The sequence below is a fragment of the Isoptericola variabilis 225 genome (genome assembly GCF_000215105.1).
Taxonomy (GTDB): domain Bacteria; phylum Actinomycetota; class Actinomycetes; order Actinomycetales; family Cellulomonadaceae; genus Isoptericola; species Isoptericola variabilis_A.
The window spans coordinates 762,429-785,943 of sequence record NC_015588.1 but is presented as its reverse complement, the minus strand read 5'-3'; the positions used below and the strand labels follow the sequence as shown (position 1 = coordinate 785,943).

19 protein-coding genes and 1 riboswitch are annotated in these 23,515 nt (G+C 75.5%); of the genes, 10 read left to right on the top strand and 9 right to left on the bottom strand.

All coding sequences use genetic code 11. From position 1 onward, the window contains the following. Positions 1-57: 57 nt before the first annotated feature. Genes ISOVA_RS03710 through ISOVA_RS03700 form a run of 3 tightly spaced genes read left to right on the top strand, consistent with a single transcriptional unit; the run spans position 58 to position 4,887 of the window. Positions 58-1,851, top strand: coding sequence for an ABC transporter transmembrane domain-containing protein (locus tag ISOVA_RS03710; protein ID WP_013837916.1), 1,794 nt, complete (start codon positions 58-60; stop codon positions 1,849-1,851). Then, positions 1,848-3,617, top strand: a complete 1,770-nt coding sequence (locus ISOVA_RS03705; RefSeq protein WP_013837915.1) for an ABC transporter ATP-binding protein — start codon at positions 1,848-1,850, stop codon at positions 3,615-3,617. The genes ISOVA_RS03710 and ISOVA_RS03705 overlap by 4 nt, the downstream gene beginning before the upstream one ends. Positions 3,618-3,639: 22 nt before the next feature. Then, positions 3,640-4,887, top strand: coding sequence for a ThiF family adenylyltransferase (locus ISOVA_RS03700; RefSeq protein WP_013837914.1), 1,248 nt, complete (start codon positions 3,640-3,642; stop codon positions 4,885-4,887). A gap of 31 nt (positions 4,888-4,918) precedes the next feature. Here the strand turns inward: ISOVA_RS03700 and ISOVA_RS03695 are convergent, their stop codons facing one another. The 3 genes from ISOVA_RS03695 to thiO all read right to left on the bottom strand — a co-directional run bounded on the left by ISOVA_RS03695 (position 4,919) and on the right by thiO (position 7,170). Next, positions 4,919-5,689, bottom strand: a complete 771-nt coding sequence (locus ISOVA_RS03695) for a thiazole synthase (protein WP_233275987.1) — start codon at positions 5,687-5,689, stop codon at positions 4,919-4,921. A gap of 50 nt (positions 5,690-5,739) precedes the next feature. Further along, a complete protein-coding gene (thiS, locus tag ISOVA_RS03690) occupies positions 5,740-5,967 on the bottom strand; it encodes a sulfur carrier protein ThiS (RefSeq protein WP_013837912.1) in 228 nt (75 codons plus the stop codon). A 3-nt stretch (positions 5,968-5,970) separates the two neighbouring features. Beyond that, the gene (gene thiO, locus ISOVA_RS03685; protein ID WP_041294764.1) at positions 5,971-7,170 is read right to left on the bottom strand and encodes a glycine oxidase ThiO; all 1,200 of its coding nucleotides are present in this window, start codon (positions 7,168-7,170) and stop codon (positions 5,971-5,973) included. Further along, positions 7,160-7,260: riboswitch (TPP riboswitch) on the bottom strand. Its footprint overlaps the gene before it by 11 nt. Before the next feature lie 32 nt (positions 7,261-7,292). Here thiO and thiE point away from each other — a divergent pair. Further along, complete coding sequence (gene thiE, locus ISOVA_RS03680; RefSeq protein ID WP_013837910.1) at positions 7,293-7,991, top strand: thiamine phosphate synthase; 699 nt, start codon at positions 7,293-7,295, stop codon at positions 7,989-7,991. A gap of 59 nt (positions 7,992-8,050) precedes the next feature. On the opposite strand, the gene ISOVA_RS03675 is transcribed toward thiE, so the two are convergent. After that, positions 8,051-8,953: an SURF1 family protein gene (locus tag ISOVA_RS03675; RefSeq protein ID WP_013837909.1), complete on the bottom strand. Its 903-nt coding sequence runs from the start codon at positions 8,951-8,953 to the stop codon at positions 8,051-8,053. 184 nt (positions 8,954-9,137) lie between these two features. Between ISOVA_RS03675 and ISOVA_RS03670 the strand changes: the two genes are divergently transcribed. The 3 genes from ISOVA_RS03670 to ISOVA_RS03660 are packed head-to-tail and all read left to right on the top strand — an operon-like array spanning position 9,138 to position 15,041. Beyond that, positions 9,138-11,624 (top strand): phosphoketolase family protein, encoded by a 2,487-nt coding sequence (locus tag ISOVA_RS03670; protein ID WP_013837908.1) that lies wholly within the window; start codon positions 9,138-9,140, stop codon positions 11,622-11,624. 4 nt (positions 11,625-11,628) lie between these two features. Then, positions 11,629-13,770 carry a phosphate acetyltransferase gene (gene pta, locus ISOVA_RS03665; protein ID WP_013837907.1) on the top strand — a complete coding sequence of 714 codons (2,142 nt, stop codon included), beginning with the start codon at positions 11,629-11,631 and terminating at the stop codon, positions 13,768-13,770. After that, positions 13,767-15,041: an acetate/propionate family kinase gene (locus tag ISOVA_RS03660; protein WP_013837906.1), complete on the top strand. Its 1,275-nt coding sequence runs from the start codon at positions 13,767-13,769 to the stop codon at positions 15,039-15,041. Before pta ends, ISOVA_RS03660 begins: the two co-directional genes overlap by 4 nt. 51 nt (positions 15,042-15,092) lie before the next feature. Here ISOVA_RS03660 and ISOVA_RS03655 read toward each other — a convergent pair whose 3' ends face one another. Both ISOVA_RS03655 and ISOVA_RS03650 read right to left on the bottom strand, forming a co-directional pair. Continuing rightward, positions 15,093-16,475: a GntP family permease gene (locus ISOVA_RS03655; RefSeq protein WP_013837905.1), complete on the bottom strand. Its 1,383-nt coding sequence runs from the start codon at positions 16,473-16,475 to the stop codon at positions 15,093-15,095. 30 nt (positions 16,476-16,505) lie between these two features. Then, positions 16,506-17,072 (bottom strand): gluconokinase, encoded by a 567-nt coding sequence (locus ISOVA_RS03650; protein ID WP_013837904.1) that lies wholly within the window; start codon positions 17,070-17,072, stop codon positions 16,506-16,508. A gap of 117 nt (positions 17,073-17,189) precedes the next feature. On the opposite strand from ISOVA_RS03650, the gene ISOVA_RS03645 reads away from it, so the two are divergent. Next, a complete protein-coding gene (locus ISOVA_RS03645) occupies positions 17,190-17,885 on the top strand; it encodes a FadR/GntR family transcriptional regulator (protein WP_013837903.1) in 696 nt (231 codons plus the stop codon). Continuing rightward, positions 17,882-18,823, top strand: coding sequence for a DUF4031 domain-containing protein (locus ISOVA_RS03640; protein WP_013837902.1), 942 nt, complete (start codon positions 17,882-17,884; stop codon positions 18,821-18,823). Before ISOVA_RS03645 ends, ISOVA_RS03640 begins: the two co-directional genes overlap by 4 nt. Here ISOVA_RS03640 and ISOVA_RS03635 read toward each other — a convergent pair. Both ISOVA_RS03635 and ISOVA_RS03630 read right to left on the bottom strand, forming a co-directional pair. Next, positions 18,780-20,402 carry a succinic semialdehyde dehydrogenase gene (locus ISOVA_RS03635; RefSeq protein WP_013837901.1) on the bottom strand — a complete coding sequence of 541 codons (1,623 nt, stop codon included), beginning with the start codon at positions 20,400-20,402 and terminating at the stop codon, positions 18,780-18,782. The two genes, ISOVA_RS03640 and ISOVA_RS03635, sit on opposite strands and share 44 nt — an antisense overlap. Positions 20,403-20,495: 93 nt before the next feature. Further along, positions 20,496-21,620, bottom strand: coding sequence for a GuaB3 family IMP dehydrogenase-related protein (locus tag ISOVA_RS03630; protein WP_013837900.1), 1,125 nt, complete (start codon positions 21,618-21,620; stop codon positions 20,496-20,498). A 149-nt stretch (positions 21,621-21,769) separates the two neighbouring features. Here ISOVA_RS03630 and ISOVA_RS03625 point away from each other — a divergent pair, with 149 nt between their 5' ends. Then, positions 21,770-22,495 (top strand): exonuclease domain-containing protein, encoded by a 726-nt coding sequence (locus tag ISOVA_RS03625; protein WP_013837899.1) that lies wholly within the window; start codon positions 21,770-21,772, stop codon positions 22,493-22,495. Positions 22,496-22,556: 61 nt separating this feature from the next. On the opposite strand, the gene ISOVA_RS03620 is transcribed toward ISOVA_RS03625, so the two are convergent. Beyond that, the gene (locus ISOVA_RS03620; RefSeq protein WP_013837898.1) at positions 22,557-23,195 is read right to left on the bottom strand and encodes a Rid family hydrolase; all 639 of its coding nucleotides are present in this window, start codon (positions 23,193-23,195) and stop codon (positions 22,557-22,559) included. Between the last annotated feature and the right edge of the window lie 320 nt (positions 23,196-23,515).

The window sequence follows — 23,515 nt, the reverse complement described above, 5'->3', positions numbered from 1 at the left end:
CAGCATGGTAGGTGAGGAAAAACCGGTGCCCGGTGTCGGTGGCGGTACCTAGGCTGGATGACCGTGCGCCCCCTTCCTCTGCCCGACACGGGCACCCCACCCCTGACGTCCGCGGCGCGCCTGCTCACCTGGCAGGCGTGGCGCCAGCGCGACGTGCTCGCGAAGTCGCTGCTCGTGGGCGTCGTGGCCATGCTCGCGTCGGCCGCGGCACCGCTGCTGCTGGGCCGCGCGATCGACGAGGGGCTCGCGCACGGGTTCGGCCCCGAGCTGTGGGTCTGGTGCGGCGCGATGCTCGTCGCGGCCGCCGTCATCGTCGTCGCGGGCATCTTCAGCCACACGTGGGACGTCGAGAACTGGCTGCGCGCCGCGTTCTCCTTCTCGCAGCTCATCGGGGACAAGGCCTCCCGCGCCGGCCACGCGATCACGCGCCGCCTGCCCACGGGCGAGGTCGTCGCCGCGGTCGCGAACGACGCGCTGCGCGTCGGCGACATGTTCGCCATGGCGGGCCGGTTCACGGGCGGCGTGCTCGCCTACGTCGTCGTCGCGCTCGTCGTGCTGTCGCAGAACCTCACGCTTGGGCTCGTGCTCACGCTCGGCATCCCGGTCGTGGCCGGCGTCCTCGCGCTGCTGGTCAAGCCGCTGCAGTCGCGCCAGGGCACGCACCGCGAGGCGCAGGGCCGCCTGACGGCGCTCGGCTCGGACACCGTCTCGGGCCTGCGCATCCTGCGCGGCATCGGTGGCGAAGAGGTCTTCGCCGGGCGCTACGCGCGCCAGTCGCAGGAGGTGCGCCGCCAGGGCGTGCGCGTCGCGGTGCTGCAGTCGGTGCTCGACGGCCTGCAGGTGCTCCTGCCCGGCCTGCTCGTCGCCCTCGTGCTGTGGCTCGGCGCGCGTGCCGCCGTCGTGGGCGACATCACGAGCGGCCAGCTCGTGGCCTACTACGGCTACGCGGCGTTCCTCTCGTGGCCGGTGCAGATCGCGACCCAGATGCTGCAGATGGTCATCCGGGCGGTCGTGTCGTCGCGCAAGATCCTGGGCGTCCTGCAGGTCGAGGAGGCGACGCCGCAGCCCGCGCGGCCGGCCGACGCGCCGCCCGAGGGCGCGGAGCTCGTCGACGAGACGAGCGGTCTCGTGCTGCGGCCCGGACGCGTCGTGGGCCTGGTCTCGGCCGACCCGGACGCGTCGGCACGCATCGCGGTCCGCCTCGGCCGGTTCGACGACGAGGCCGAGGCCGCGACGCCGGTCCGGCTCGGCGGCGTGCTGCTGGCCGACCTCGACAAGGAGACCCTGCGCCACCGCGTCGTGGTCTCCGAGGCGACGCCGCACCTGTTCTCGGGCGTGCTGGGCGAGGAGCTCGACGCGCGCGGCCGGGCGAGCGAGGCGGACCTGCTCGCGGCGCTCTTCGCGGCCGACGCGCACGACGTCCTCGACAGCGTCCCGGGCGGCCTGGAGGGCGAGCTGCCCGAGAAGGGCCGGTCGCTCTCGGGCGGCCAGCGCCAGCGCGTCGCGCTCGCGCGGGCCCTGCTCACCGACCCGGAGATCCTCGTGCTCATCGAGCCCACGAGCGCCGTGGACGCCCACACCGAGGCCCGCATCGCCGAGCGCGTCTCGACCGTGCGCCGCGGCCGCACGACGCTCGTCGTCACGGCGAGCCCGCTCGTGCTCGACCGCCTCGACGAGGTGGTCCTGCTCGACGGCGACGCGCGCGTCGCGGCGTCGGGCACGCACGCCGAGCTGCTCGAGCGCGACGACGAGCTCGGCGCGCGCTACCGCGACGTCGTCGGCCGCAGCATGGCCGAGGACACGACGGAGCTGGCCGAGGACACCGACGAGCTGGAAGGAGCCGCGCGATGAGCGCCACCCCCGCGCCCCCGAGGGCGGGCGCGAACCTGCTGCCCATCGCGGACCGCGCCGAGGTCAAGCGCACCGTGGGCCGGCTGTTCCGCCGGCACCGCGGGGCGCTCGGCGCCATCGCGGCGCTGCACACGGTCGCGGCCGTGGCCGGCCTCGCGGGCCCGTACCTGCTCGGGCGGATCATCGACGAGGTCGCGGGCGGCACCAGGCTCGGCCGCGTCGACACGCTCGCGCTCGTGCTCGTCGGCGCCGTCGTCGCGCAGGCCGTCGTCACCCGCTTCGCGCAGAAGGTGTCGATGGTCTTCGGCGAGGAGGTGTTCGCCGAGCTCCGCGAGGAGTTCATGAACACCGTGACGCGGCTGCCGCTGTCCGTGGTCGAGAAGGCCGGGACGGGCGACCTGGTCGCGCGCACGACCAACGACGTCAACAAGCTCCAGCACGCGGTGCGCTTCGGCGTCCCGCGGGTGCTCGTGTGCATCGTCACGATCGTGCTGACGGTCGTCGCGTCGTTCCTCGCCGACCCGCTCGTGGCGATCGGCCTGCTGTCGGGCGTGCCGCTCATCTGGGTCGCGACGCGCTGGTACCTCAAGCGGGCGACGCCCGGCTACCTGCGCGAGTCGGCGGCGTACGCGACGGTCAACGGCACGATCACCGAGGCCGTGGAGGGCGCGCGCACGACCGACGCGCTCTTCCTCGGCTCCAAGGTGCGACGCCGGCTGCGCCGGGACCTGGCCGAGACGTTCGAGGCCGAGAAGTACACGCTCGGCCTGCGGCTGCGGCTCATCCCGTCGCTCGACGCCGCGGTGGCCGTCGCGCCGATCGTCGTCGTGCTGTGGGGCGCGTGGCTCGCCTCGCAGGACCTCACGACCGTCGGCACGGTCGCGACGATCGCGCTGTACGCCCACCAGCTCGGCGGGCCGGTGTTCGACCTCGTGTTCTGGCTCGACGAGCTGCAGGTCGCCGCCGTCGCGCTCGCGCGGCTCGTCGGCGTGGGGCTCGTCGGCCCGGACCGGCAGGCCGGCACCGCGGTGCCCGCCTCGGACGAGGTGCGCGCGCACGCGGTCCGCTACGCCTACCGCGAGGGTCACGACGTGCTGCACGGCATCGACCTCGACCTGCGCCCGGGCGAGCGGCTCGCCGTCGTCGGGCCGTCGGGCGCGGGCAAGTCGACGCTCGGGCGCATGCTCGCGGGCATCCACCCGCCCACCGGCGGGTCCGTCACCGTGGGCGGCGTGCCGCTCGTCGAGCTGCCGCTCGAGGACCTGCGCACGCACGTCGCGCTGGTGACGCAGGAGCACCACGTGTTCGTCGGGTCGCTCGCCGAGAACCTGCGGCTCGCGGACACGACGGCGTCCGACGAGCGGCTCTGGGAGGCGCTCGGCGCGGTCGACGCGCGCGAGTGGGCGGCCGCGCTGCCCGACGGGCTCGAGACCGAGGTCGGCTCGGGCGGGCACGCGCTCACCCCGGCGCAGGCCCAGCAGGTCGCGCTCGCGCGGCTCGTGCTGCTCGACCCGCACACGCTCGTGCTCGACGAGGCGACGTCGCTGCTCGACCCCCGCGCCGCGCGGCACCTCGAGCGCTCGCTCAACGCGGTGCTCACGGGCCGCACGGTCGTCGCGATCGCGCACCGCCTGCACACGGCGCACGACGCCGACCGGGTCGCCGTGGTCGACGGCGGGCGGATCACCGAGATCGGCCCGCACGACGACCTGGTCGCGGCGGGCGGCGACTACGCGCGGCTGTGGCACAGCTGGCAGCACGAGTGACGCCGCGGCCTATCCTCGTGCGGTGACCCGGACCTCGGCATCCACCCACACCCAGGACGCGGGCGGTCTGCCCCCGCTCGTCGCCCCCGGCCGGCCGCTCGGGGGCGACGAGGCCGTGCGCTACGCGCGGCACCTCTCGCTGCCCGGGGTCGGCGTCGAGGGGCAGCGCCGCCTCGCGGCGGCCCGCGTCCTGGTGGTGGGCGCGGGCGGACTCGGCAGCCCGGCGCTGCTCTACCTCGCGGCCGCCGGGGTCGGCACGCTCGGGGTCGTCGACGACGACGTGGTCGACGCCTCGAACCTCCAGCGCCAGGTGCTCCACGGGACCGGCGACGTCGGCACGCCCAAGACCGCCTCGGCCGCCGCGGCGCTCGCCGACGTCAACCCCGCGGTCCGCGTCGTCGAGCACCGCGAGCGCCTCGGCTCGCGCAACGCCCTCGACCTGCTGCGGGGGTACGACCTGGTGCTCGACGGGTCGGACAACTTCGCGACCCGCTACCTCGTCTCGGACGCGGCCGAGCTCGCCGGCGTGCCGGTCGTGTGGGGCGGCATCTACCGCTTCCAGGGCCAGGTGGCGACGTTCTGGGCGGCGCCGCCCGGTGACGTCGAGGGCGTGACGTACCGCGACGTCTTCCCGGAGCCCCCGCCGCCCGCCCTCGCTCCCGACTGCGCCACGGGCGGCGTGCTCGGTGCGCTGTGCGGCACGATCGGCTCGGTCATGGCCACCGAGGCGATCAAGCTCGTCACGGGAGCCGGGCGCACCCTGCTCGGGCGCCTCGCGGTCTACGACGCCCTCGAGCTCACGTGGCGGCACCTGACCGTGCGGCGCGACCCCACGCGCCCCGCCGTGGCCGCGCTGCCCGACGACGCCGCGTACGCCACGTTCTGCGGCGTGCCGCCCGTGGCCCCGCCGTCGTCCCCCACGACCGTCTCGCCGCGCGAGCTCGCCGCGCTGCGGGCGTCCGCGGCCGCCGGCGACGGCGTCGAGCCGTTCGTGCTCGACGTCCGCGAGCCGTGGGAGGTCCAGGTCGCCGCTCTCGACGGGGCGCACGTCGTGCCGTCGGGGGCGTTCGCCGGTCCGGACCGGGACGCCGTGGTCGCCGACGTCGCGCACCGTGCCGACGGCCGGCCCGTGCACGTGCTGTGCAAGGCCGGCCCGCGCGCCGCGCGTGTCGCGGCCGTGCTGCGCGACGAGGGGCTCGACGCGCGGGAGGTCGCCGGCGGCATCGCCGCCTGGTCGCGCGACGTCGACCCGTCCGTGCCGTCGTACTGAACCCCGCCCCGGCACGGTCCGCGGCGCTCGCCTAGAGGGCGAGGTCGAGGTTGCCCGGCCGGTCGCCGACGGCCATGCGCCCGTCCGGCGGCGAGGACGCCAGCGCGCGCTCGCGGCGCGGGATCCGACCGGCCTGGCGCGCGTCGTGCCCGGCCTCGACCGCGAGCCGCATCGCGCGGGCCATCCGCACCGGGTCGGCGGCCCGCGTCACGGCCGTGGCGAGGAGCACGCCGTCGCAGCCGAGCTCCATCGCCTGCGCGGCGTCGGACGCGGTGCCGATGCCGGCGTCGAGGATCACCGGCACGCGCGCGGCGTCGGCGATGGCCTCGATGTTGCGCGGGTTGAGGATGCCGAGGCCGGAGCCGATCGGCGCGCCGAGCGGCATGACCGCGGCGCACCCGACGTCCTCGAGGCGGCGGGCCAGGATCGGGTCGTCGTTGGTGTACGGCAGGACGACGAAGCCGTCGCGCACCAGCTCCTCCGCGGCCTCGACCAGGCCGAGGGGCTCGGGCAGCAGCGTGACGTCGTCGGCGATCACCTCGAGCTTGACCCAGCTCGTGCCGCACGCCTCGCGCGCCAGCTGCGCCGTGAGCACGGCCTCGCGCGCCGAGAAGCAGCCGGCGGTGTTGGGCAGGGCGCGGATCCCCAGGCGGGCGAGGAGGCCCCACACCGAGGCGTCGTCGGCCGGCGAGCCCGGTCGCGGGCGGGCCACCCGGCGCATCGCCACGGTGGTCAGCTCGGTCCCCGACGCGACGAGCGCGCCCTCGAGCGCCATGAGGCTCGGCGCCCCGCCGGTCCCCATGACCAGCCGCGAGCCGAGCTCGACGCCGGCGATCGTCAGCGGCACGGCGCTCACCCGCCCTGCACCGCGGTGACGACCTCGACGCGCGCGCCGTCGTGCACGCGGGTCGCTGCCCACCGGCTCCGCGGCACGACGGCGTCGTCGATCGCGACGGCGACGCCCTGGGGCGAGCCGTCGACCACGCAGCCGGGGACGAGGTCGGTGACGAGCCGGTCGACCGTGAGGCCGTCGGCCACGGCGTACGGCTCGCCGTTGACGAGAGCGGTCGGTGAGGTCATGGGTCAGGCTCCTCGGACGGGGGTCGGGGTGAAGCGGCGCGGGTCGGCCGCCGCGAGCGCCGCCGGAGGGTCGTCCCCCTCGAGGCCGGCGACGACGGCGTCGGCCGTCACGGGTGCGAGCAGGACGCCGTTGCGGTGGTGGCCGGCGGCCAGGTGCAGGCCCGGCACGTCGGTGGGTCCGACGAGCGGCAGGTTGTCGGGCGTGGCGGGCCGCGCCCGCGCGGTCGTCTCGACGAGCGCGGCCTCGTCGAGCCCGGGCAGGAGCGCGCGGGCGTCGCGCAGGAGGGCGAACACGCCGCCGGCGGTCGCGCGACGGTCGTCGGGCCCCTCCTCGCTCGTCGCGCCGACGACGACCTCGCGGTGCTCAGGCGTCGCGCCCGGTCCCCGCCCCGTGCCGGGCCCGCGCGGCACGACGTACACGGGACGCCCCTGCACCGTCCCGCGGACGACGTGCGAGGGCGCGACGTCGGGTCCGGCGTCGAGCCGCAGCGTCTGCCCGCGCACGGGCCGGACCGGGACGGCGACGGGCAGGCCGGCCACGAGCTCGGCGGCCCGCCAGCCCGTCGCGAGCACGACGGCGCCCGCCCGGTGCGTCTCCCCCGCGTCGTCGACGACCCCGACGACGGCGCCGCGCGCGTCGCGCAGGAGCCGCACGCCCGCGCGGGGCACGACGGCGGCGCCGCGGCGCTCCCGGAGGGCCGCGAGGAGGGCGGCGTGGGTCGCGCGCGGGTCGGCGACGTCGTCGCCCGGCACCCAGGCGGCGCCCGCGAGACGCGGCCCGAGCAGCGGCTCGCGGCGGCGCGCCTCGGCGGGCGCGAGCGCGGCCGACTCGAGCGACCACGACGCGTGGAGGTCGAGCCACCGGCGCAGGTGCGCGGCGTCGTCGGCGTCGTACGCGACGAGGAGTGTGCCGGTGGGGCGCAGGCCGGGGTCGGCGCCCGTCTCGGCCGCGAGCTCGGCGGCGAACGCCGGCCACGCGTCGCGGCCCGCGAGCCCGAGCCGCACCGCGGCCTGCTCGCCGAACCACGTCTCGCTCACGGGCGCGAGCATGCCCGCGGCCGCGCGCGTCGCGCCGTCGCCCGGGGACGGGTCGAGGACCGTGACCCGCAGCCCGGCGCGCGCGGCACGCCAGGCCACCGCGGCGCCGACGATGCCGGCGCCGACGACGACCACGTCGGTCGGCCACTCGGACGACGAGTCCACTGGTGCTCCCTTCGCTGGCATGACCCAGATCAGGTTCGACGGTCGGCGTACGCCCTCTCAGCCCCGGCCGGGGCTCCCGTGCGCGCACCAGCCTACCGAGGCGGCTGGCTACGCTGGCCGCCGTGACCACGCCCTCGCCCCTCGGCACGCCCGCGCCCGCCGCCGCCCCGCTCGACCCGCGCGCCCGGCTCGCGGACGCCCGCCTCTACCTGTGCACCGACGCGCGCGAGGAGCGCGGCGACCTCGAGGACTTCCTGCACGCGGTGCTCGCGGGCGGCGTCGACGTCGTCCAGCTACGCGACAAGACCCTCGACGTCGCGCGCGAGCTCGAGCTCCAGGAACTCGTGGCGCGGGTCGCGTCGGAGCACGGCGCGCTGTGGGCGGTCAACGACCGCGCCGACGTCGCGCGGCTCACGGGCGCGCCCGTGGTGCACATGGGACAGCGCGACCTGCCCGTGCCGGCGGTGCGGGCGCTCCTGGGACCCGACCCGGTCCTCGGCCGGTCGACGCACTCGGCCGAGCAGGCCGCGGCCGCCGACGCCGACCCCGCGGTCGACTACTTCTGCGTCGGCCCGCTGTGGGCCACGCCGACCAAGCCGGGGCGGCCCGCCGTCGGGCTGGACCTGCTGCGCACCGTGGCCGCGAGCGCCCCGGCCACGCCGTGGTTCGCGATCGGCGGGATCGACGCCGAGCGGCTCGGCGCGGTGCTCGACGCCGGCGCGCGCCGCGTCGTCGTCGTGCGCGCCCTGACGCTGGCGGCCAACCCCGAGCGGGCCGCGCGCGAGCTGCGCGAGCGGCTCACCGCCGCCGGCCCGGCCTGACGCCGACCGGCCTGACGCCGGCCCGAGGCTGGCCCGGCCCGAGGCCGGCCCGCCGGGGCTCAGCCCGGCAGCCCGGCGATGCCCGCGCCGACCGGGTCGCCGTCGCCGGCGCGCGTGCCGCGCCGCCGGGTCCGCGGACGGCCGCCGCTCGTCTCGTCGCGCACGAGCCGCACCCACAGCGCCACGGCGAACAGGCCGAAGACCCACCACTGCAGCGCGTAGAAGACGTTCTGCAGGTTCACGCCGTCGCCGCCCTCGATGACGGGCCGCGGCAGCGGGGCGGGCCCACCGTCGGCCGCGGCGACCTGGCCGGGCTCGGACGAGGTGAGCACGACGTAGCCGGAGTAGATCGGTCCGCCCCAGTCGTTGACGAGCGCCCCGGTCGAGATCGCGTCGGTCAGCGGCGGGCCCCCCGGGTTGTCGGGCACGGGCGCGTCCGACGTCGCCTCGGACGCCTGCAGCCACCCCGTGACGCGCACCTCGCCCTCGGGCACCGCGAGCCCGGCGCCGTCCTCGGGCGAGGCGACCCAGCCGCGCACCACGGGCACGACGGGCGGCCCGGACAGGGACGCCCACGACGCGCCGCCCGTGCCGTCGTCGGACACCCGCAGCGGCGTGAGCACGAGGTAGCCGGTGCGGCCCTCGAGCGCGCGCCCCGCGACGAGCACCTGGCCCGCGGCCTCGTAGGTGCCGGTGACCCACACCTCGCGCCCCACGAGCTCGCCGGGGAACGAGGTCTGCGGCGGCAGGAGCACGCCGACGCCCTCGGGCCCGGCGGCCAGGGCCTCGGCGGCCTCCTGCTGGGCGGCGAGCTGGGCGCGCTCGTAGGCGCGGTCGAGCTGCCACACGCCGAGGCGGGCGCACACGGCGGCGGCGAGCAGCAGCAGGAGCAGGATGCCGATCATGCGGGGCTGGGTGGCCACCGCCCAGAACGACCTGCGGGCGGGCACCGGGCTGGACACCCCTCCACGGTATCCGCCCGCAAGCCCCGGTCAGGAATCCGGACGGCACCTGACGACGTGCCAGATCGATGTCACCGTCCGGGACCCGCCCGTCGTGCTGCGCCGGCGTCGTCCGTACGGTGGAATGAAGGCGGCACGGGCCGCGCGCCCGCCGCCCTCGGTCCTCCACTCCCAGGGAGCGCGCATGACCACCACGACCAGCACCTCCGCCTGGCGCGCCACCGGCGTCGCCGAGCTGGACCAGGCCGACCTCGAGCGCCTCGACCGGTGGTGGCGCGCCGCGAACTACCTCTCGGTCGGGCAGATCTACCTGCTCGACAACCCGCTGCTGCGCGAGCCCCTCACGCGCGACCACGTCAAGCCGCGCCTCCTCGGGCACTGGGGCACCACGCCGGGGCTCACGTTCCTCTACGCGCACCTGTCGCGGGCGATCAAGGCCCGTGAGCAGTCGACGATCTACATCACGGGCCCGGGCCACGGCGGCCCCGGCCTCGTCGCGAGCGCGTACCTCGAGGGCACGTACTCCGAGGTGTACTCGGACGTGACCCAGGACGCCGAGGGCATGCGCCGGCTGTTCCGGCAGTTCTCCTTCCCGGGAGGCGTACCGTCGCACGTCGCGCCCGAGACGCCCGGCTCGATCCACGAGGGCGGCGAGCTCGGCTACGCGCTGAGCCACGCGTACGGGGCGGCGTTCGACAACCCCGACCTGCTCGTCGCGGCCGTCGTGGGCGACGGCGAGGCCGAGACCGGCCCGCTCGCCACGAGCTGGCACTCGAACAAGTTCCTCAACCCGGCGCAGGACGGCGTCGTGCTGCCGATCCTGCACCTCAACGGGTACAAGATCGCCAACCCGACGGTCTTCGACCGGATCCCGCAGGACGAGCTGCGCGACCTGATGGTCGGGTACGGCCACCGGCCGTACTTCTTCGAGGGCGGCTACGACCGCGACGAGCCGCCGCTCGAGGTGCACCGCCGCTTCGCCGCCCTGCTCGACGAGGTGCTCGACGAGATCGCGGCGATCAAGGCCCGCGCGGCGGACGGCGACCTCGCCCGGCCGCGGTGGCCCATGATCGTCTTCCGCACGCCCAAGGGGTGGTCCGGCCCGGAGGAGATCGACGGCAAGAAGACGACCGGGTCATGGCGGGCGCACCAGGTGCCGCTCGCGAGCGCCCGCGACACCGAGGAGCACCTGCGGACCCTCGAGGACTGGCTGCGCTCGTACCGCCCGGAGGAGCTGTTCGACGACGACGGCCGCCTCGTCGACGACGTCGCGTCGCTCACGCCCGAGGGGCACCTGCGCATGAGCGACAACCCCCACGCCAACGGCGGCCTGCTGCTGCACGACCTGCGCCTGCCCGACTTCCGCGACTACGCGGTCGACGTGCCGTCGCCCGGCGGGGCGATCGCCGAGGCGCCGCGCGTGCTCGGGCGGTGGCTCACCGACGTGATCCGCCGCAACCCGGACAACTTCCGGATCTTCGGCCCGGACGAGACGGCGTCGAACCGGCTCCAGGCGGTGTACGACGCGACCGACAAGCAGTGGAACGCCGAGATCGTCGGGCCCGAGGTCGACGAGCACCTCGCCCGCGCGGGCCGCGTCATGGAGATGCTCTCGGAGCACCAGGTGCAGGGCTGGCTCGAGGGCTACCTGCTCACCGGCCGGCACGGCCTGATGAACAGCTACGAGGCGTTCATCCACATCGTCGACTCGATGTTCAACCAGCACGCCAAGTGGCTCAAGGTCACCAACCACATCCCGTGGCGGCGGCCGATCGCGAGCCTCAACTACCTGCTGTCGAGCCACGTGTGGCGCCAGGACCACAACGGCTTCAGCCACCAGGACCCGGGCTTCATCGACCACGTCGTGAACAAGAAGGCCGAGATCGTCCGGGTGTACCTGCCGCCGGACGCCAACACCCTGCTGAGCACCTACGACCACTGCCTGCGCAGCCGGCAGTACGTCAACGTCGTCGTGGCGGGCAAGCAGCCCTCGCCGCAGTTCCTGTCGATGGACGAGGCGGTCGCGCACTGCACGCGTGGCCTCGGCATCTGGGAGTGGGCCGGCACCGAGGTGCCGGGCGAGGACCCCGACGTCGTGCTCGCGGCCGCGGGCGACGTCCCGACCCTCGAGGTGCTCGCCGCGGCCGACATCCTGCGCCGCGAGCTGCCCGACCTCAAGGTGCGCGTCGTCAACGTCGTCGACCTCATGCGGCTCCAGGACGAGCGCGAGCACCCGCACGGCCTGTCGGACACGCAGTTCGACGGCCTGTTCACCACGGACAGGCCGATCATCTTCGCCTACCACGGCTACCCGTGGCTCATCCACCGCCTCACGTACCGGCGCACCGGCCACGCCAACCTGCACGTGCGCGGGTACAAGGAGGAGGGCACCACGACCACGCCGTTCGACATGGTCATGCTCAACGACGTCGACCGCTACCACCTGGTCATCGACGTCATCGACCGCGTCGACGGCCTGGGCCAGCGGCACGCCGGCCTGCGCCAGCGCATGGTCGACGCCCGCATCCGCGCCCGGGCCTGGACGCGCGAGCACGGCGAGGACATCCCCGAGGTCCGCGACTGGGTGTGGCCCGACGTCGGGCAGACCGCGACCGAGGAGGGCGGCCCGCAGTACGCGGGCGCGCAGGACACCGGCGGCGACAACGAGTGAGCGCATGACCACCACGAGCAGGACCCGCAGCATCTACATCGCGTCGCCCGAGGGCGAGACCGGCAAGTCGGCGGTCGCGCTCGGCGTGCTCGACCTCCTGGTCCGTCAGGTCCAGCGCGTCGGCGTGTTCCGCGCCGTCTCGCGCGTGACCTCGCGGCCGCACGACGACGCCACCCCGGCCGAGCGCGACCACGTGCTCGAGATGCTCCTCGAGCACGACGGCGTCGGGCTGTCGTACGAGGAGTCGGTCGGCGTCACCTACGAGGAGGTCCACGCCGACCCGGAGGCGGCGCTGTCGCGCATCGTCGCCCGGTACCACGAGGTCGCCGCGCGGTGCGACGCGGTCGTCGTCGTCGGCACCGACTACACCGACGTCTCGGGCGCGACCGAGCTCGCGTTCAACGCGCGCGTCGCGGCCAACCTCGGCTCGCCCGTGCTGCTCGTGGTCTCGGGCCGCGGGCGCACCCCCGACGAGGTCAGGACGCTCGTACGCCTGAGCGTCGGCGAGCTGCACGCCAACCACGCCCAGCCGGTCGGCGTCGTCGTCAACCGGGCGGAGCGGGCCGACGGGGGCGAGGCCCCCGCGGACCTGGCGAACCTCGCGGGCGACGAGGACCTGCCGGTGTGGGCCATCCCCGAGGAGCCGTTCCTCCAGGCGCCCACCGTCGAGCAGCTGCGCCGGGCCGTGCGCGGCGAGCTCCTGCACGGCGACCCCGACCTCCTGGCGCGCGAGGCCCTCGACCTGCTCGTCGGCGCGATGACGTTCGAGCACATGCTCGACCGGCTCACCGAGGGGGCCGTCGTCATCACGCCGGGCGACCGGACCGACGTCGTGCTCGGCCTGCTCGCGGTCCAGAGCGCGGCGGCGTTCCCCTCGATCGCGGGCATCATCCTCACGGGCGGGTACGTGCCCGAGGGCGCCTCGGGCCGGCTCGTCGCCGCGCTCGAGCCGCACGTCCCGATCCTCACGACCCAGCTCGGCACGTTCCGCGCGGCCGGCGCGGCGGCCGGCACGCGCGGCGCCGTGACCGCGGCGTCGACCCGCAAGATCGACACCGCGCTCGCGCTCTTCGAGAAGAACGTCGACGGCGAGGCGCTGCTCGCGCGGCTCGACGTGCCGCGCACGCCCGTCGTCACGCCGCTGATGTTCGAGTACGAGCTCATCGAGCGCGCCCGGGCCGACCGCCGTCGTGTCGTCCTGCCCGAGGGCGACGACGACCGCATCCTGCGCGCGGCGTCGACCGTGCTCGCGCGCGGCATCGCCGACCTCGTCATCCTCGGGGACGAGACCCGCATCCGGCACCGCGCGTCCGAGCTGGGCCTCGACATCGCGGCCGCGACCGTGCTCTCCCCCACCGACCCCGAGCACGTCGAGATGTTCGCCACCGAGTACGCCCGGCTGCGGGCGCACAAGGGCATGACCGTCGAGCGGGCGCGCGAGATCGTCACGGACGTGTCGTACTTCGGCACGATGATGGTGCACCTCGGCCTGGCCGACGGCATGGTCTCGGGCGCCGCCCACACGACCGCGCACACGATCCGGCCGTCGTTCGAGATCATCAAGACCGCGCCCGGCGTGTCCGTGGTGTCGTCGGTGTTCCTCATGTGCCTCGAGGACCGCGTGCTCGCCTACGGCGACTGCGCGGTGATCCCCGACCCGACCGCGACCGAGCTCGCCGACATCGCGATCTCCTCGGCCGCGACGGCCGCGCAGTTCGGCATCGAGCCGCGCATCGCGATGCTGTCGTACTCGACCGGCTCGTCGGGCTCGGGCGCCGACGTCGACAAGGTGCGCGAGGCCACCGACCTCGTCCGCGAGCGCCGCCCCGACCTGTCGGTCGAGGGGCCGATCCAGTACGACGCCGCGGTCGACGCCTCGGTCGCCGCGTCGAAGCTCCCGGAGTCCTCCGTGGCGGGCCGCGCGACCGTGTTCGTCTTCCCCGACCTCAACACGGGCAACAACACCTACAAGGCGGTGCAGCGCTCGGCCGGGGCGGTCGCCATCGGGCCCGTGCTGCAGGGGCTCAACAAGCCCGTCAACGACCTGTCGCGCGGCGCGCTCGTGCAGGACATCGTCAACACCGTGGCCATCACGGCCATCCAGGCGCAGGGCGCCGGGTCGCCCGGATCAGGAGAGACCGCGTGAGCATCGTCCCCGAGTCGGAACGGCCCAACCCGTACAGCGCGTACGGGGCGCACGGGTCGGTGCTCGTGCTCAACTCGGGCTCCTCGTCGCTGAAGTACCAGCTCGTCAACCCGGTGGGCGGCGAGGCGATCGCGGCGGGGATCGTCGAGCGGATCGGCGAGTCGTCGGGCTCGGTGCGCCACACCTACGCCGGCAACACGACCGAGCGCGAGCTCGAGGTCCCCAACCACGCGGCCGCGCTGCGGCTCGCGCTCGGGCTGTTCGACGAGATCGGGCCGCGCCTGGCCGACGCCGGGATCCACGCCGTCGGGCACCGCGTCGTCCACGGCGGCGAGCGGTTCTCGCGGCCCGTGGTCATCGACGACGACGTCGTGGCGGCGATCCACGAGCTCGTGCCGCTCGCGCCGCTGCACAACCCGGCCAACGTGCAGGGCATCGAGGTCGCGCGCGAGCTGCTCGCCGACGTCCCGCACGTCGCCGTCTTCGACACGGCGTTCTTCCAGGCGCTGCCGCCCGCGGCGTACACGTACGCGATCGACCGCGACGTCGCGCGCGCACACGGCGTGCGCCGCTACGGCTTCCACGGCACCTCGCACCAGTACGTCGCGGGCAAGGTCGCGCGCGTGCTGGGCCGGCGGGTGCAGGACCTCAACACGATCGTGCTCCACCTGGGCAACGGGGCGTCGGCGTCGGCCGTGCGCGGGGGCGTGCCCGTCGACACGTCGATGGGCCTGACGCCGCTCGAGGGGCTCGTCATGGGCACCCGCTCGGGCGACGTCGACCCCGCGGTGGTCTTCCACCTCGCGCGCAACGCGGGCATGAGCATCGACGAGCTCGACACGCTGCTCAACAAGCGCTCGGGCGTCAAGGGCCTGTCAGGCGAGAACGACATGCGCCAGCTGCGGCGCCTCGTCGAGGAGGGCGACGAGGACGCGTCGCTCGCGTTCGACGTCTACGTCCACCGCCTCAAGAAGTACGTGGGCGCATACCTCGCGGTCCTCGGCCGCGTCGACGTCGTCGCGTTCACCGCGGGCGTCGGCGAGAACGACGCGCGCGTGCGCGCCGCGGTGTGCTCGGGCCTCGAGGGGCTCGGCATCGCGGTCGACGAGGAGCGCAACGCCGCGCGCGCCGGCGAGCCGCGGATCATCTCCCCCGACTGGGCCACGACGCTCGTCATGGTCGTGCCCACCATGGAGGAGCTCGCCATCGCGCGGCAGTGCGTCGAGGCCGTCGAGGGCCTCCAGCCGTCCGCGGCGGTCCCCGCCGGCTGACCGGCCGTCCGGCCACCGCCTCGGGCCGGTGGCCCGCCGCAACGAAGCGGGTCAGGCGATCGCGAACACCAGGCACGCGAGGGCGAAGCCCATCACGCCGATGCCGGTCTCCATGACGGTCCACGTCCGCAACGTCGTGCGCACGTCCATGCCGAAGAACCGGCCCACGAGCCAGAAGCCCGAGTCGTTGACGTGGCTGAGCACCACCGACCCGGCGGCGACGGCGATGACGATCGCGGCGAGCTGGACCGAGGAGAAGCCGCCCGCGGCCACGGCCGGCGCCACGAGGCCCGCCGCGGTCGTCAGCGCGACCGTCGCGGAGCCCTGCGCGACACGCAGCACCGCGGCGATGACGAACCCGGCCACGATGACGGGCAGGCCGAGGTCGCCGAGCGCGTCCGCGAGCGCGTCGCCGATGCCCGACGCGCGCAGGACGCCGCCGAACATGCCGCCCGCGCCCGTGACGAGGATGACCGACGCGACGGGGCCGAGCGCCGAGTCGAGCGTCTTCTCGAGGACCGTGCCCTCGGTGCCGCGGCGGCGGCCGAGGAGCCAGGCGGCGAGCAGCACCGCGGCGAGGAGGGCGACCGGCGTCGAGCCGACGGCGCCCGCGACCGACACGAGCGTGCTCTCGCCGTCGACGAGGCCCGCCGAGGCGGCCGTCTCCAGGCCCGTGTTGGCGAAGATGAGCAGCAGCGGGAGCGCGAGGATGCCGACGACCGTGCCGAACCGCGGCGGGTTCGCGATCTGCTCGGCGTCGGCGCGGCCGAGGATCTCCGGCACCGGCAGGGTGAGCCGGCGGCCCGCGACCCGGCCGAACAGGTAGGCCGTGAGGTACCAGGTCGGGAGCGCGACGACCAGGCCGAGCAGGAGGACCATGCCGATGTTGGCGCCGAGGAACTCCGACGCCGCGACCGGGCCGGGGTGCGGCGGCACGTAGATGTGCATGACCGAGAACGCGCCCGCGACGGGCAGGCCGTAGAGCAGCAGCGATCCGCCGAGCCGGCGCGCGACGGCGAACATGATCGGGAGCATGACGACCAGGCCGGCGTCGAAGAAGATCGGGAAGCCGAAGATCAGGGACGCGACGCCGAGCGCGAGCGGCGCACGGCGCTCGCCGAAGCGGGCGACGAGCACGTCGGTCATGACCTTGGCGCCGCCGCTCGTCTCGATGAGGCGGCCGAGCATGGCGCCGAGCCCGACGAGCAGGGCGACCGACGCGAGCGTCGAGCCGAAGCCGCCGAGCAGGACGTCGATGATGCCGCCGCTCGGCAGGCCGGTCGCGACGGCGGTGGCCAGGCTCACGAGCACGAGCGCCAGGAACGCGTGCAGGCGAACCTTGATGATGAGGAAGAGCAGCAGGGCGATGGCGGCCGCGGCGATGCCGAGCAGCGGGCCGGCGGTCAGGGTCTGGGTCCAGTCCTCGGGTGGCATGGGTGTCCTCGTCGACGGTGGGGTGGGCGGTCAGGAGGCGGCGAGCCGTGCCAGCACGGACTCGGCGATCTCCTCGGGCGGCGCGGCGACGTCGACGGCGAGGCCGTCCTCGTCGTCGCCGAGCGGCTCGAGCGTCGCGAGCTGCGACGGCAGCAGCGACGTCGGCATGAAGTGGCCCGAGCGGTGCGCCATGCGCTCGGCGAGCAGCTCGGGCGTGCCGGTCAGGTGGACGAACCGGACGCGCCCGCGCGCCGAGCGCAGCACGTCGCGGTACGAGCGCTTGAGGGCCGAGCACGTGACGACGCCGGGTCGCCCCGCGTCGGCCTCCGCGGTGAGCCAGTCCCGGATCGCGGCGAGCCACGGCGCCCGGTCGGCGTCGGTCAGCGGCGTCCCCGCGCTCATCTTCGCGATGTTCTCCGGGGAGTGGAACTCGTCCGCCTCGGCGTACTCGACGCCCAGCCGGGCCGCGAGGAGCGTCGCGACGGTGGTCTTGCCCGAGCCGGCGACGCCCATGACGACGACGTGCTCGACGTCGAGCCCCGGGGCGGGTGCGGCGGCAACGGGTGCGTGCCGCGGTGTGGTGACGGCGGTGTCCATGCGGGTCGACTTCCGTGTCGGTGATCGGTTCGCACGAGGATGCACGATTGGTATCACCTTTGGCAAGTAATTGGTAGCACCAATTGCGCCGACCGTGGCGCTGGGTAGGCTCCTCGCATGTCGACGCCCGCCCTGCACAGCGCCGTGCTCGACGCTCTCGGGCGGTCGATCACCAGCGGCGACGTCCCGCCGGGCACCTCGCTGACGCTCGAGGCCATCGGCGCGCGGCACGGCGTGTCCCGGACGGTCGCGCGCGAGGTCATGCGCCTCCTCGAGGGCCTCGGCCTGGTCCGCTCCCGCCGGCGCCTCGGGATCGTCGTGCTGCCCATGGAGTCGTGGAACGTGCTCGACCCGCGCGTCATCCGCTGGCGGCTCGAGGGACCGGGCCGCGACGAGCAGCTGCGCACGCTGACCGAGCTGCGGCACGCCGTCGAGCCGCTCGCGGCGGCGGGCGCCGCGCGGCACGCCTCCGACGAGACGCGGGCCGAGCTCGTCGAGCTCGCGGGGCGGATGCGCGTCCTGGGCACCCGCGGCGACCTCACCGAGTTCCTCTCGCTCGACATCCGCATGCACGAGCTCGTGCTGCGCGGCAGCGGCAACGAGATGTTCGGCGCGCTGGCCGGGGTCGTCGCCGCGGTGCTGTCGGGACGGACCCACCTCGGCCTCATGCCGGCGTCGCCCGTGCCCGAGGCGCTCGACCAGCACGAGCAGGTCGCGCGCGCGATCGCCGACCGCGACCCCGTGGCCGCCGAGGCCGCGATGGCCGCGATCGTCGGCGAGGTGCGCCGCGCCCTGACCGAGGACCTGCCGTGACGGTCCTCGTCGACCCGCCGACGTGGCCCGCCCACGGCACGCTCTGGTCGCACCTCGTCTCCGACTCCTCGCTCCACGAGCTGCGCACGTTCGCGCGCGCGGCGGGCGTCCCCGACCGCGGGCTCGACCTCGACCACTACGACGTGCCCGCCGACCGTCACGCCGCGCTCGTCGCCGCGGGGGCGGTCCCGGTGGACGGGCGGGAGCTCGCCCGCCGGCTCGCCGCCTCCGGGCTGCGCGTACCGGGCCGCGAGCGCCGTCGTGCCTCGCGCGCCGCGCTGCTCGCGCGGTGGGCGTCGCTCTGGGCGCCCGACGGCGGCACCCCGGCCCCGGAAGTCCGTGCGGTCGGCGAGGACCTCGTCGACCGGTGGCGCGAGCCGCACCGGGTCTACCACTCGCGGCTGCACCTGGCCGACGCGCTCGACGCGCTCGGCCTCCTCGCACCCGGCGCCTCAGGACGGGCGCCGTGGCACGCCGCCGTCGCCCTGTGGTTCCACGACGCCGTGCACGACGGCGCCACCCCGGACGACGAGGAGCGCTCGGCCGCGCTCGCCCGCGAGCTGCTGCGCCCCCTCGCCACCCGCGACGACGCGGAGGAGGTCGCGCGGCTCGTGCTCCTCACGGCGGGCCACGACCCGGCGCCCGGCGACGAGGCCGGGGCGCTCGTCAGCGACGCCGACCTGGCGATCCTCGGCGCGGCGCCGCCGCGCTACCGGCGCTACGTGCACCAGGTGCGCGCCGAGTACGGCCACGTGCCCGACGACGCCTTCCGGGCCGGGCGCGCCGCCGTGCTCGAGCAGCTCCTCGCGCTGCCCGCGCTCTTCCGCACGCCCGCCGGCCGCGCGCGGTGGGCGGCGGCGGCCGACCGGAACCTGCGCGCCGAGCTGGACGACCTCAGGGCAGGCGGAGCCGCCGCAGCGCGCGAAGCGCGCCCGTGACGACCTGCGACGGCGTCTCGCCGCCGGCCGCGTAGACCGTCTCGAGCGCGACGCCGAACCGCGCCCCGCGCTGGACCGCCACCGTCTGCGCCTCGGTCACGGCCTCGATCGCCTCACGCCCGTGCCGGCGGCCCAGGCCCGACGCCTTGACGCCGCCCATGGGCGCGGCCACCGAGCCCCACGCGGAGCCGTAGCCGTCGTTGATGACGACCGTGCCGGCCTCGACGCGTGCCGCGATCCGGCGGGCGCGCGCGACGTCGACCGACCAGATGCTCGCGTTGAGCCCGTACTGCGTGTCGTTCATGACGCGCACCGCGTCGTCGTCGGACGCGACGCGCGTCACGGTGACGACCGGCCCGAACGTCTCCTCGGTCGCGACGAGCGCGTCGGCGGGGACGTCGTCGAGCACCGTGGGCGCGTAGAAGTACGGGCCGACGTCGGGCCGGTGCACCGCACCCGCGAGGGCCCGGGCGCCCCGGGCGAGCGCGTCGTCCACGTGCCGGGTCACGCGGTCGAGCTGCGCCTGCGAGACGAGCGAGCCGACGTCGGCGGAGTAGTCGAGCCCGGGGCCGAGCCGCAGCTCCTTGACCGCCGCGACGAAGCGTTCGAGGAACGCGTCGGCGACCGCCTCGTGCAGCACGAGCCGCTCGACCGACAGGCACAGCTGGCCCGCGTTGGAGAAGCAGGCCCGCACCGCACCCCGCACGGCCGACGCCAGGTCGGCGTCCGCGGCGACGTAGAGCGGGTTCTTGCCGCCGAGCTCGAGCGTCGTGCCGACGAGCCGCGCCCCGGCGCGGGCCGCGACCGCGCGGCCCGTGGCGGTCGAGCCGGTGAACGCGACGTGGTCGACGTGGTCGACGAGCGCCTCGCCGACCTCTCCCCCGCCCGCGACGACGGTGAACAGGTCGGCCGGCAGGCCGGCGTCCTCGAGCTGCTCGGCGACCCAGAGCGCCGAGAGGGTCGTCTGGGGGTCGGGCTTGAGCACGACGGCGTCGCCCGCGAGCAGGGCGGGCACGGCGTCGGCCAGCGCGAGCGTCAGCGGGTAGTTCCACGCCGCGACGACGCCCACGACTCCGACCGGGCGCCGGTGGACGCGCACCCCCGTGACCAGCGGCATCATGCCGGGCACCCGGCGGTCGACCAGGTAGCGCGGGCCGCGCACCGCGTAGTGGCGCGTCACCTGCGCGACGTCGCCGACCTCCTCGAACGCGCTGCGCCGAGCCTTGCCCGACTCCATCTGGACGAGGTCGAGGATCTCGGACTGCCGCTCGAGCACGAGCGCGCCGAGCCGGTCGAGCACCGCGGCGCGCTCGCGCACGGGCACGCGCGCCCACGCGCGCTGCGCGACCCGGGCACGCCGGACCGCCGCCGCGACGTCGGCCGCGGACGACAGCGGGATCGACGTCAGCGGCGCGCCGGTGAACGGGTGGACCGGGCGGTGCGTGCCGGCGTCGTGCGACGTGGCGACGCGGGCGACGAGGGGGGCCACCGCCTCGGGCTCGAGGACGTACGTGGACGTGGGCAGCTCCGGGTCGACGAGGTCGTCCAGAGCGCCGTCGCTCTCGTGCGCAGATGGCATGCCGTCACCCTATGCGCAGGAGGTGACAGCCCCGGGCGACGATCGGGGGCGAATCGGGCGTCGTTCGCTCTCAGCGGGACGCCGGCCCCGCGCTCACCGCGGCTGGTACGGGGAGAGCACGACCTCGACGCGCTGGAACTCCTTGAGGTCGGAGTACCCGGTCGTGGCCATCGCGCGGCGCAGCGCGCCGACGAGGTTCGTGGTGCCGTCGGCCTGACGCCCCGGCCCGAACAGGATCTCCGACAGCGTCCCGGCGGTGCCGACCGCCACGCGCTCGCCGCGCGGCAGCTGCGGGTGGTGCGCCTCCGAGCCCCAGTGCCAGCCCTTGCCCGGCGCCTCCGCGGCACGGGCCAGCGCGGCGCCGAGCATGACGGCGTCCGCGCCGCACGCGACCGCCTTGACGATGTCGCCCGAGCGGCCGACGCCGCCGTCGGCGATGACGTGCACGTAGCGGCCGCCCGACTCGTCGAGGTAGTCGCGGCGCGCGGCCGCGACGTCGGACACGGCCGTGGCCATGGGCGCGTGGATGCCGAGGCTCACGCGGGTCGTGTGCGCGGCGCCGCCGCCGAAGCCCACGAGCACGCCCGCGGCGCCGGTGCGCATGAGGTGCAGCGCCGCGGTGTAGGTCGAGGCGCCGCCGACGACGACGGGCACGTCGAGCTCGTAGATGAACCGCTTGAGGTTGAGGGGCTCGGCGTTGCCCGAGACGTGCTCGGCCGAGACCGTGGTGCCGCGGATGACGAAGAGGTCGACGCCCGCGTCGACGACCGTCTGGTAGAACTCCTGGGTCCGCTGCGGCGACAGTGCGCCGGCGACCGTGACGCCCGCGGCGCGGATCTCCTTGAGGCGCTGCGTGATGAGCTCGGGCTTGATCGGCTCGGCGTAGATCTCCTGCATCCGGCGCGTCGCCCGCTCGGCCGGCAGGTCGCGGATCTCGGCGAGCAGCGGCTCGGGCGACTCGTAGCGCGTCCACAGGCCCTCGAGGTCGAGCACGCCCAGGCCGCCGAGGTTGCCCAGCGCGACGGCCGTGTCCGGGCTCATCACCGAGTCCATGGGCGCCGCGACGATGGGCAGCTCGAAGTGGTAGGCGTCGATCTGCCAGCCGACCGAGACGTCCTTCGGGTCGCGCGTGCGCCGCGAGGGCACCACCGCGATGTCGTCGAAGGAGTACGCGCGACGTCCGCGCTTTCCGCGCCCGATCTCGATCTCGTTGCTCACCGCTCCAGCCTACCGGGGCTCGCCCGCACGGCCGCGACCGCGCGGCCGCACCGCCGTACCTCGGACGAGGACGGGCGCTGTCGGTGGTGCGTGGCACAGTCGGGCCCGGCAGCGCGACGAGGGTCGCGGAGGCACGCGAGGAGAGCACCATGGACGAGTCGACGGCGGTCGCGGTGGAGGCGGACGCGGGCTGGGCGACCGGCCCGCTCCTGGGCTTCGACACCGAGACGACGGGGCTCGACGTCGCGTCCGACCGCGTCGTGACCGCCGCGCTGGTCCTGCGCGTGCCGGGCGTGCGGACCGAGGTGCGCACCTGGCTGCTCGACCCGGGCGTGGAGATCCCGCCCGAGGCCACGGCCATCCACGGCATCACGACGGCGCACGCGCGCGAGCGCGGGCACCCGCCGGCCGAGGCTCTCGACGAGATCGCGTCCGTGCTCACGTACCACGTGCGCCGGGGCGTTCCCGTCGTCGCGTACAACGCGGCGTTCGACCTGTCGCTGCTCGACGCCGAGCTCGCGCGCCACGGGCTGCCCACCGTGCCCGACCGCCTCGGCCGCCCGGTCGGCCCGGTTCTCGACCCGCTCGTCATCGACCGCTGGCAGGACGCCGACCGCGAGGGCAAGCGCCGCCTGGGCGACCTGTGCGCGCTGTACGGGGTGGTCGGCGACGGCGACCTCCACAGCGCCGACGTCGACGCCCTCGCGACGCTCGACGTGCTCGCCGCCCTGCTGACGCGCTACCCGCACCTGCGCGCGACCGCGCTCGAGGCGCTGCACGTCGCCCAGGCCGGCGTCCACCGGGACTGGGCCGCGTCGGTCGACGCGTCGCCCGCCTGGCCGTGCGAGCCGCCGTCGGGCGCCGTCCCGGCCTGACGGCGGGCCGGCCGCCTGACGGCGGGCCGGCCACCGGGCGGGTGGCCGGCCGCGCGCGGCGTCAGCCCGGGTAGACCGCGTCGACCTCGACCTCGACGAGCCACCCGTCGACGGGCAGGTTCTCGATCTCGAGCGCGAACCGCGAGGGGCGCGCGGGGTTGACCACCATCGGCGCCGTCGGCCTCGACCCGAGCTGCACGGTCATCGGCTCGCCCGTGGACAGGTTCGTGTTGGCGAAGAACTGGCGGTAGGCGCGGTTCCAGCCCGCGAAGTCCATCTTCTCCTCGCCCGCCGGGTTCTGGAGGAACACGCGCATCGAGACGACGTCGTCGTAGGACAGGCCGGCCCGCTCGAGGTTCTCCCCGATGCGCATGAGCACGTTGATCCCCTGGGCCTCGGTGAGGGTGACCCCGGCGGGCAGCTCGCCTCCCGGGAAGACGTCGGTCGGGATGTAGCGCTCCTCGGTCGTGACGCCCGGGGCGGTGTTCATCGCCGACGGCCCGAGCCCGGACGACTTGTACCAGGCGACGTTCTTCCCGATCGCCACGCCGTTGGCGATCATCGGCGTGTCTCCGGTGACGAACGAGAACGCCTCGGTCGGCGCCGGCCGGAACAGCGTGCCGGCCGCGAACGCGGTGCCCGGGATCGCGACGGCGGCGGTGGCCACCACGGCGGCGACGACCTTGGTGCGGTTCTTCATGCGGGTCCTCCAGACGGGGAGCGCGGGCGCCCGTGGGGCGTCCGGGGTGCGACGGGGTCCTCGAGGGACCTGCTGGCGAGCCGACCGTAGGCAGGCGCCGTTTCGGCCCGATGAACGGGCCGGGTCGGTCTCGCTACGCCGCGGCCGCCCGACGGCCGCCCCGTCACCGCCGGAGCACGGGAACCCGGGGAACGCCGTCACCTGCGGAAACGCACGTGTTACCGACGGCAACCGACCCGCAACGCGGCCGACCCACGAGGGTCATGCCCGCCCCCTAGCGTCCGGACCGGTGCTGACGACGGCTCCCGGCACGAGGGCCC

Coding starts and splice junctions, on each gene's coding strand:
- ISOVA_RS03620 (WP_013837898.1), bottom strand. CDS start 23,195: ATGAAGAACCGCACCAAGGTCGTCGCCGCCGTGGTGGCCACCGCCGCC.
- pta (WP_013837907.1), top strand. CDS start 11,629: ATGACCACCACGAGCAGGACCCGCAGCATCTACATCGCGTCGCCCGAG.
- ISOVA_RS03635 (WP_013837901.1), bottom strand. CDS start 20,402: ATGCCATCTGCGCACGAGAGCGACGGCGCTCTGGACGACCTCGTCGAC.
- ISOVA_RS03710 (WP_013837916.1), top strand. CDS start 58: ATGACCGTGCGCCCCCTTCCTCTGCCCGACACGGGCACCCCACCCCTG.
- ISOVA_RS03645 (WP_013837903.1), top strand. CDS start 17,190: ATGTCGACGCCCGCCCTGCACAGCGCCGTGCTCGACGCTCTCGGGCGG.
- thiS (WP_013837912.1), bottom strand. CDS start 5,967: ATGACCTCACCGACCGCTCTCGTCAACGGCGAGCCGTACGCCGTGGCC.
- ISOVA_RS03650 (WP_013837904.1), bottom strand. CDS start 17,072: ATGGACACCGCCGTCACCACACCGCGGCACGCACCCGTTGCCGCCGCA.
- ISOVA_RS03705 (WP_013837915.1), top strand. CDS start 1,848: ATGAGCGCCACCCCCGCGCCCCCGAGGGCGGGCGCGAACCTGCTGCCC.
- ISOVA_RS03625 (WP_013837899.1), top strand. CDS start 21,770: ATGGACGAGTCGACGGCGGTCGCGGTGGAGGCGGACGCGGGCTGGGCG.
- ISOVA_RS03670 (WP_013837908.1), top strand. CDS start 9,138: ATGACCACCACGACCAGCACCTCCGCCTGGCGCGCCACCGGCGTCGCC.
- ISOVA_RS03695 (WP_233275987.1), bottom strand. CDS start 5,689: ATGGGGACCGGCGGGGCGCCGAGCCTCATGGCGCTCGAGGGCGCGCTC.
- ISOVA_RS03655 (WP_013837905.1), bottom strand. CDS start 16,475: ATGCCACCCGAGGACTGGACCCAGACCCTGACCGCCGGCCCGCTGCTC.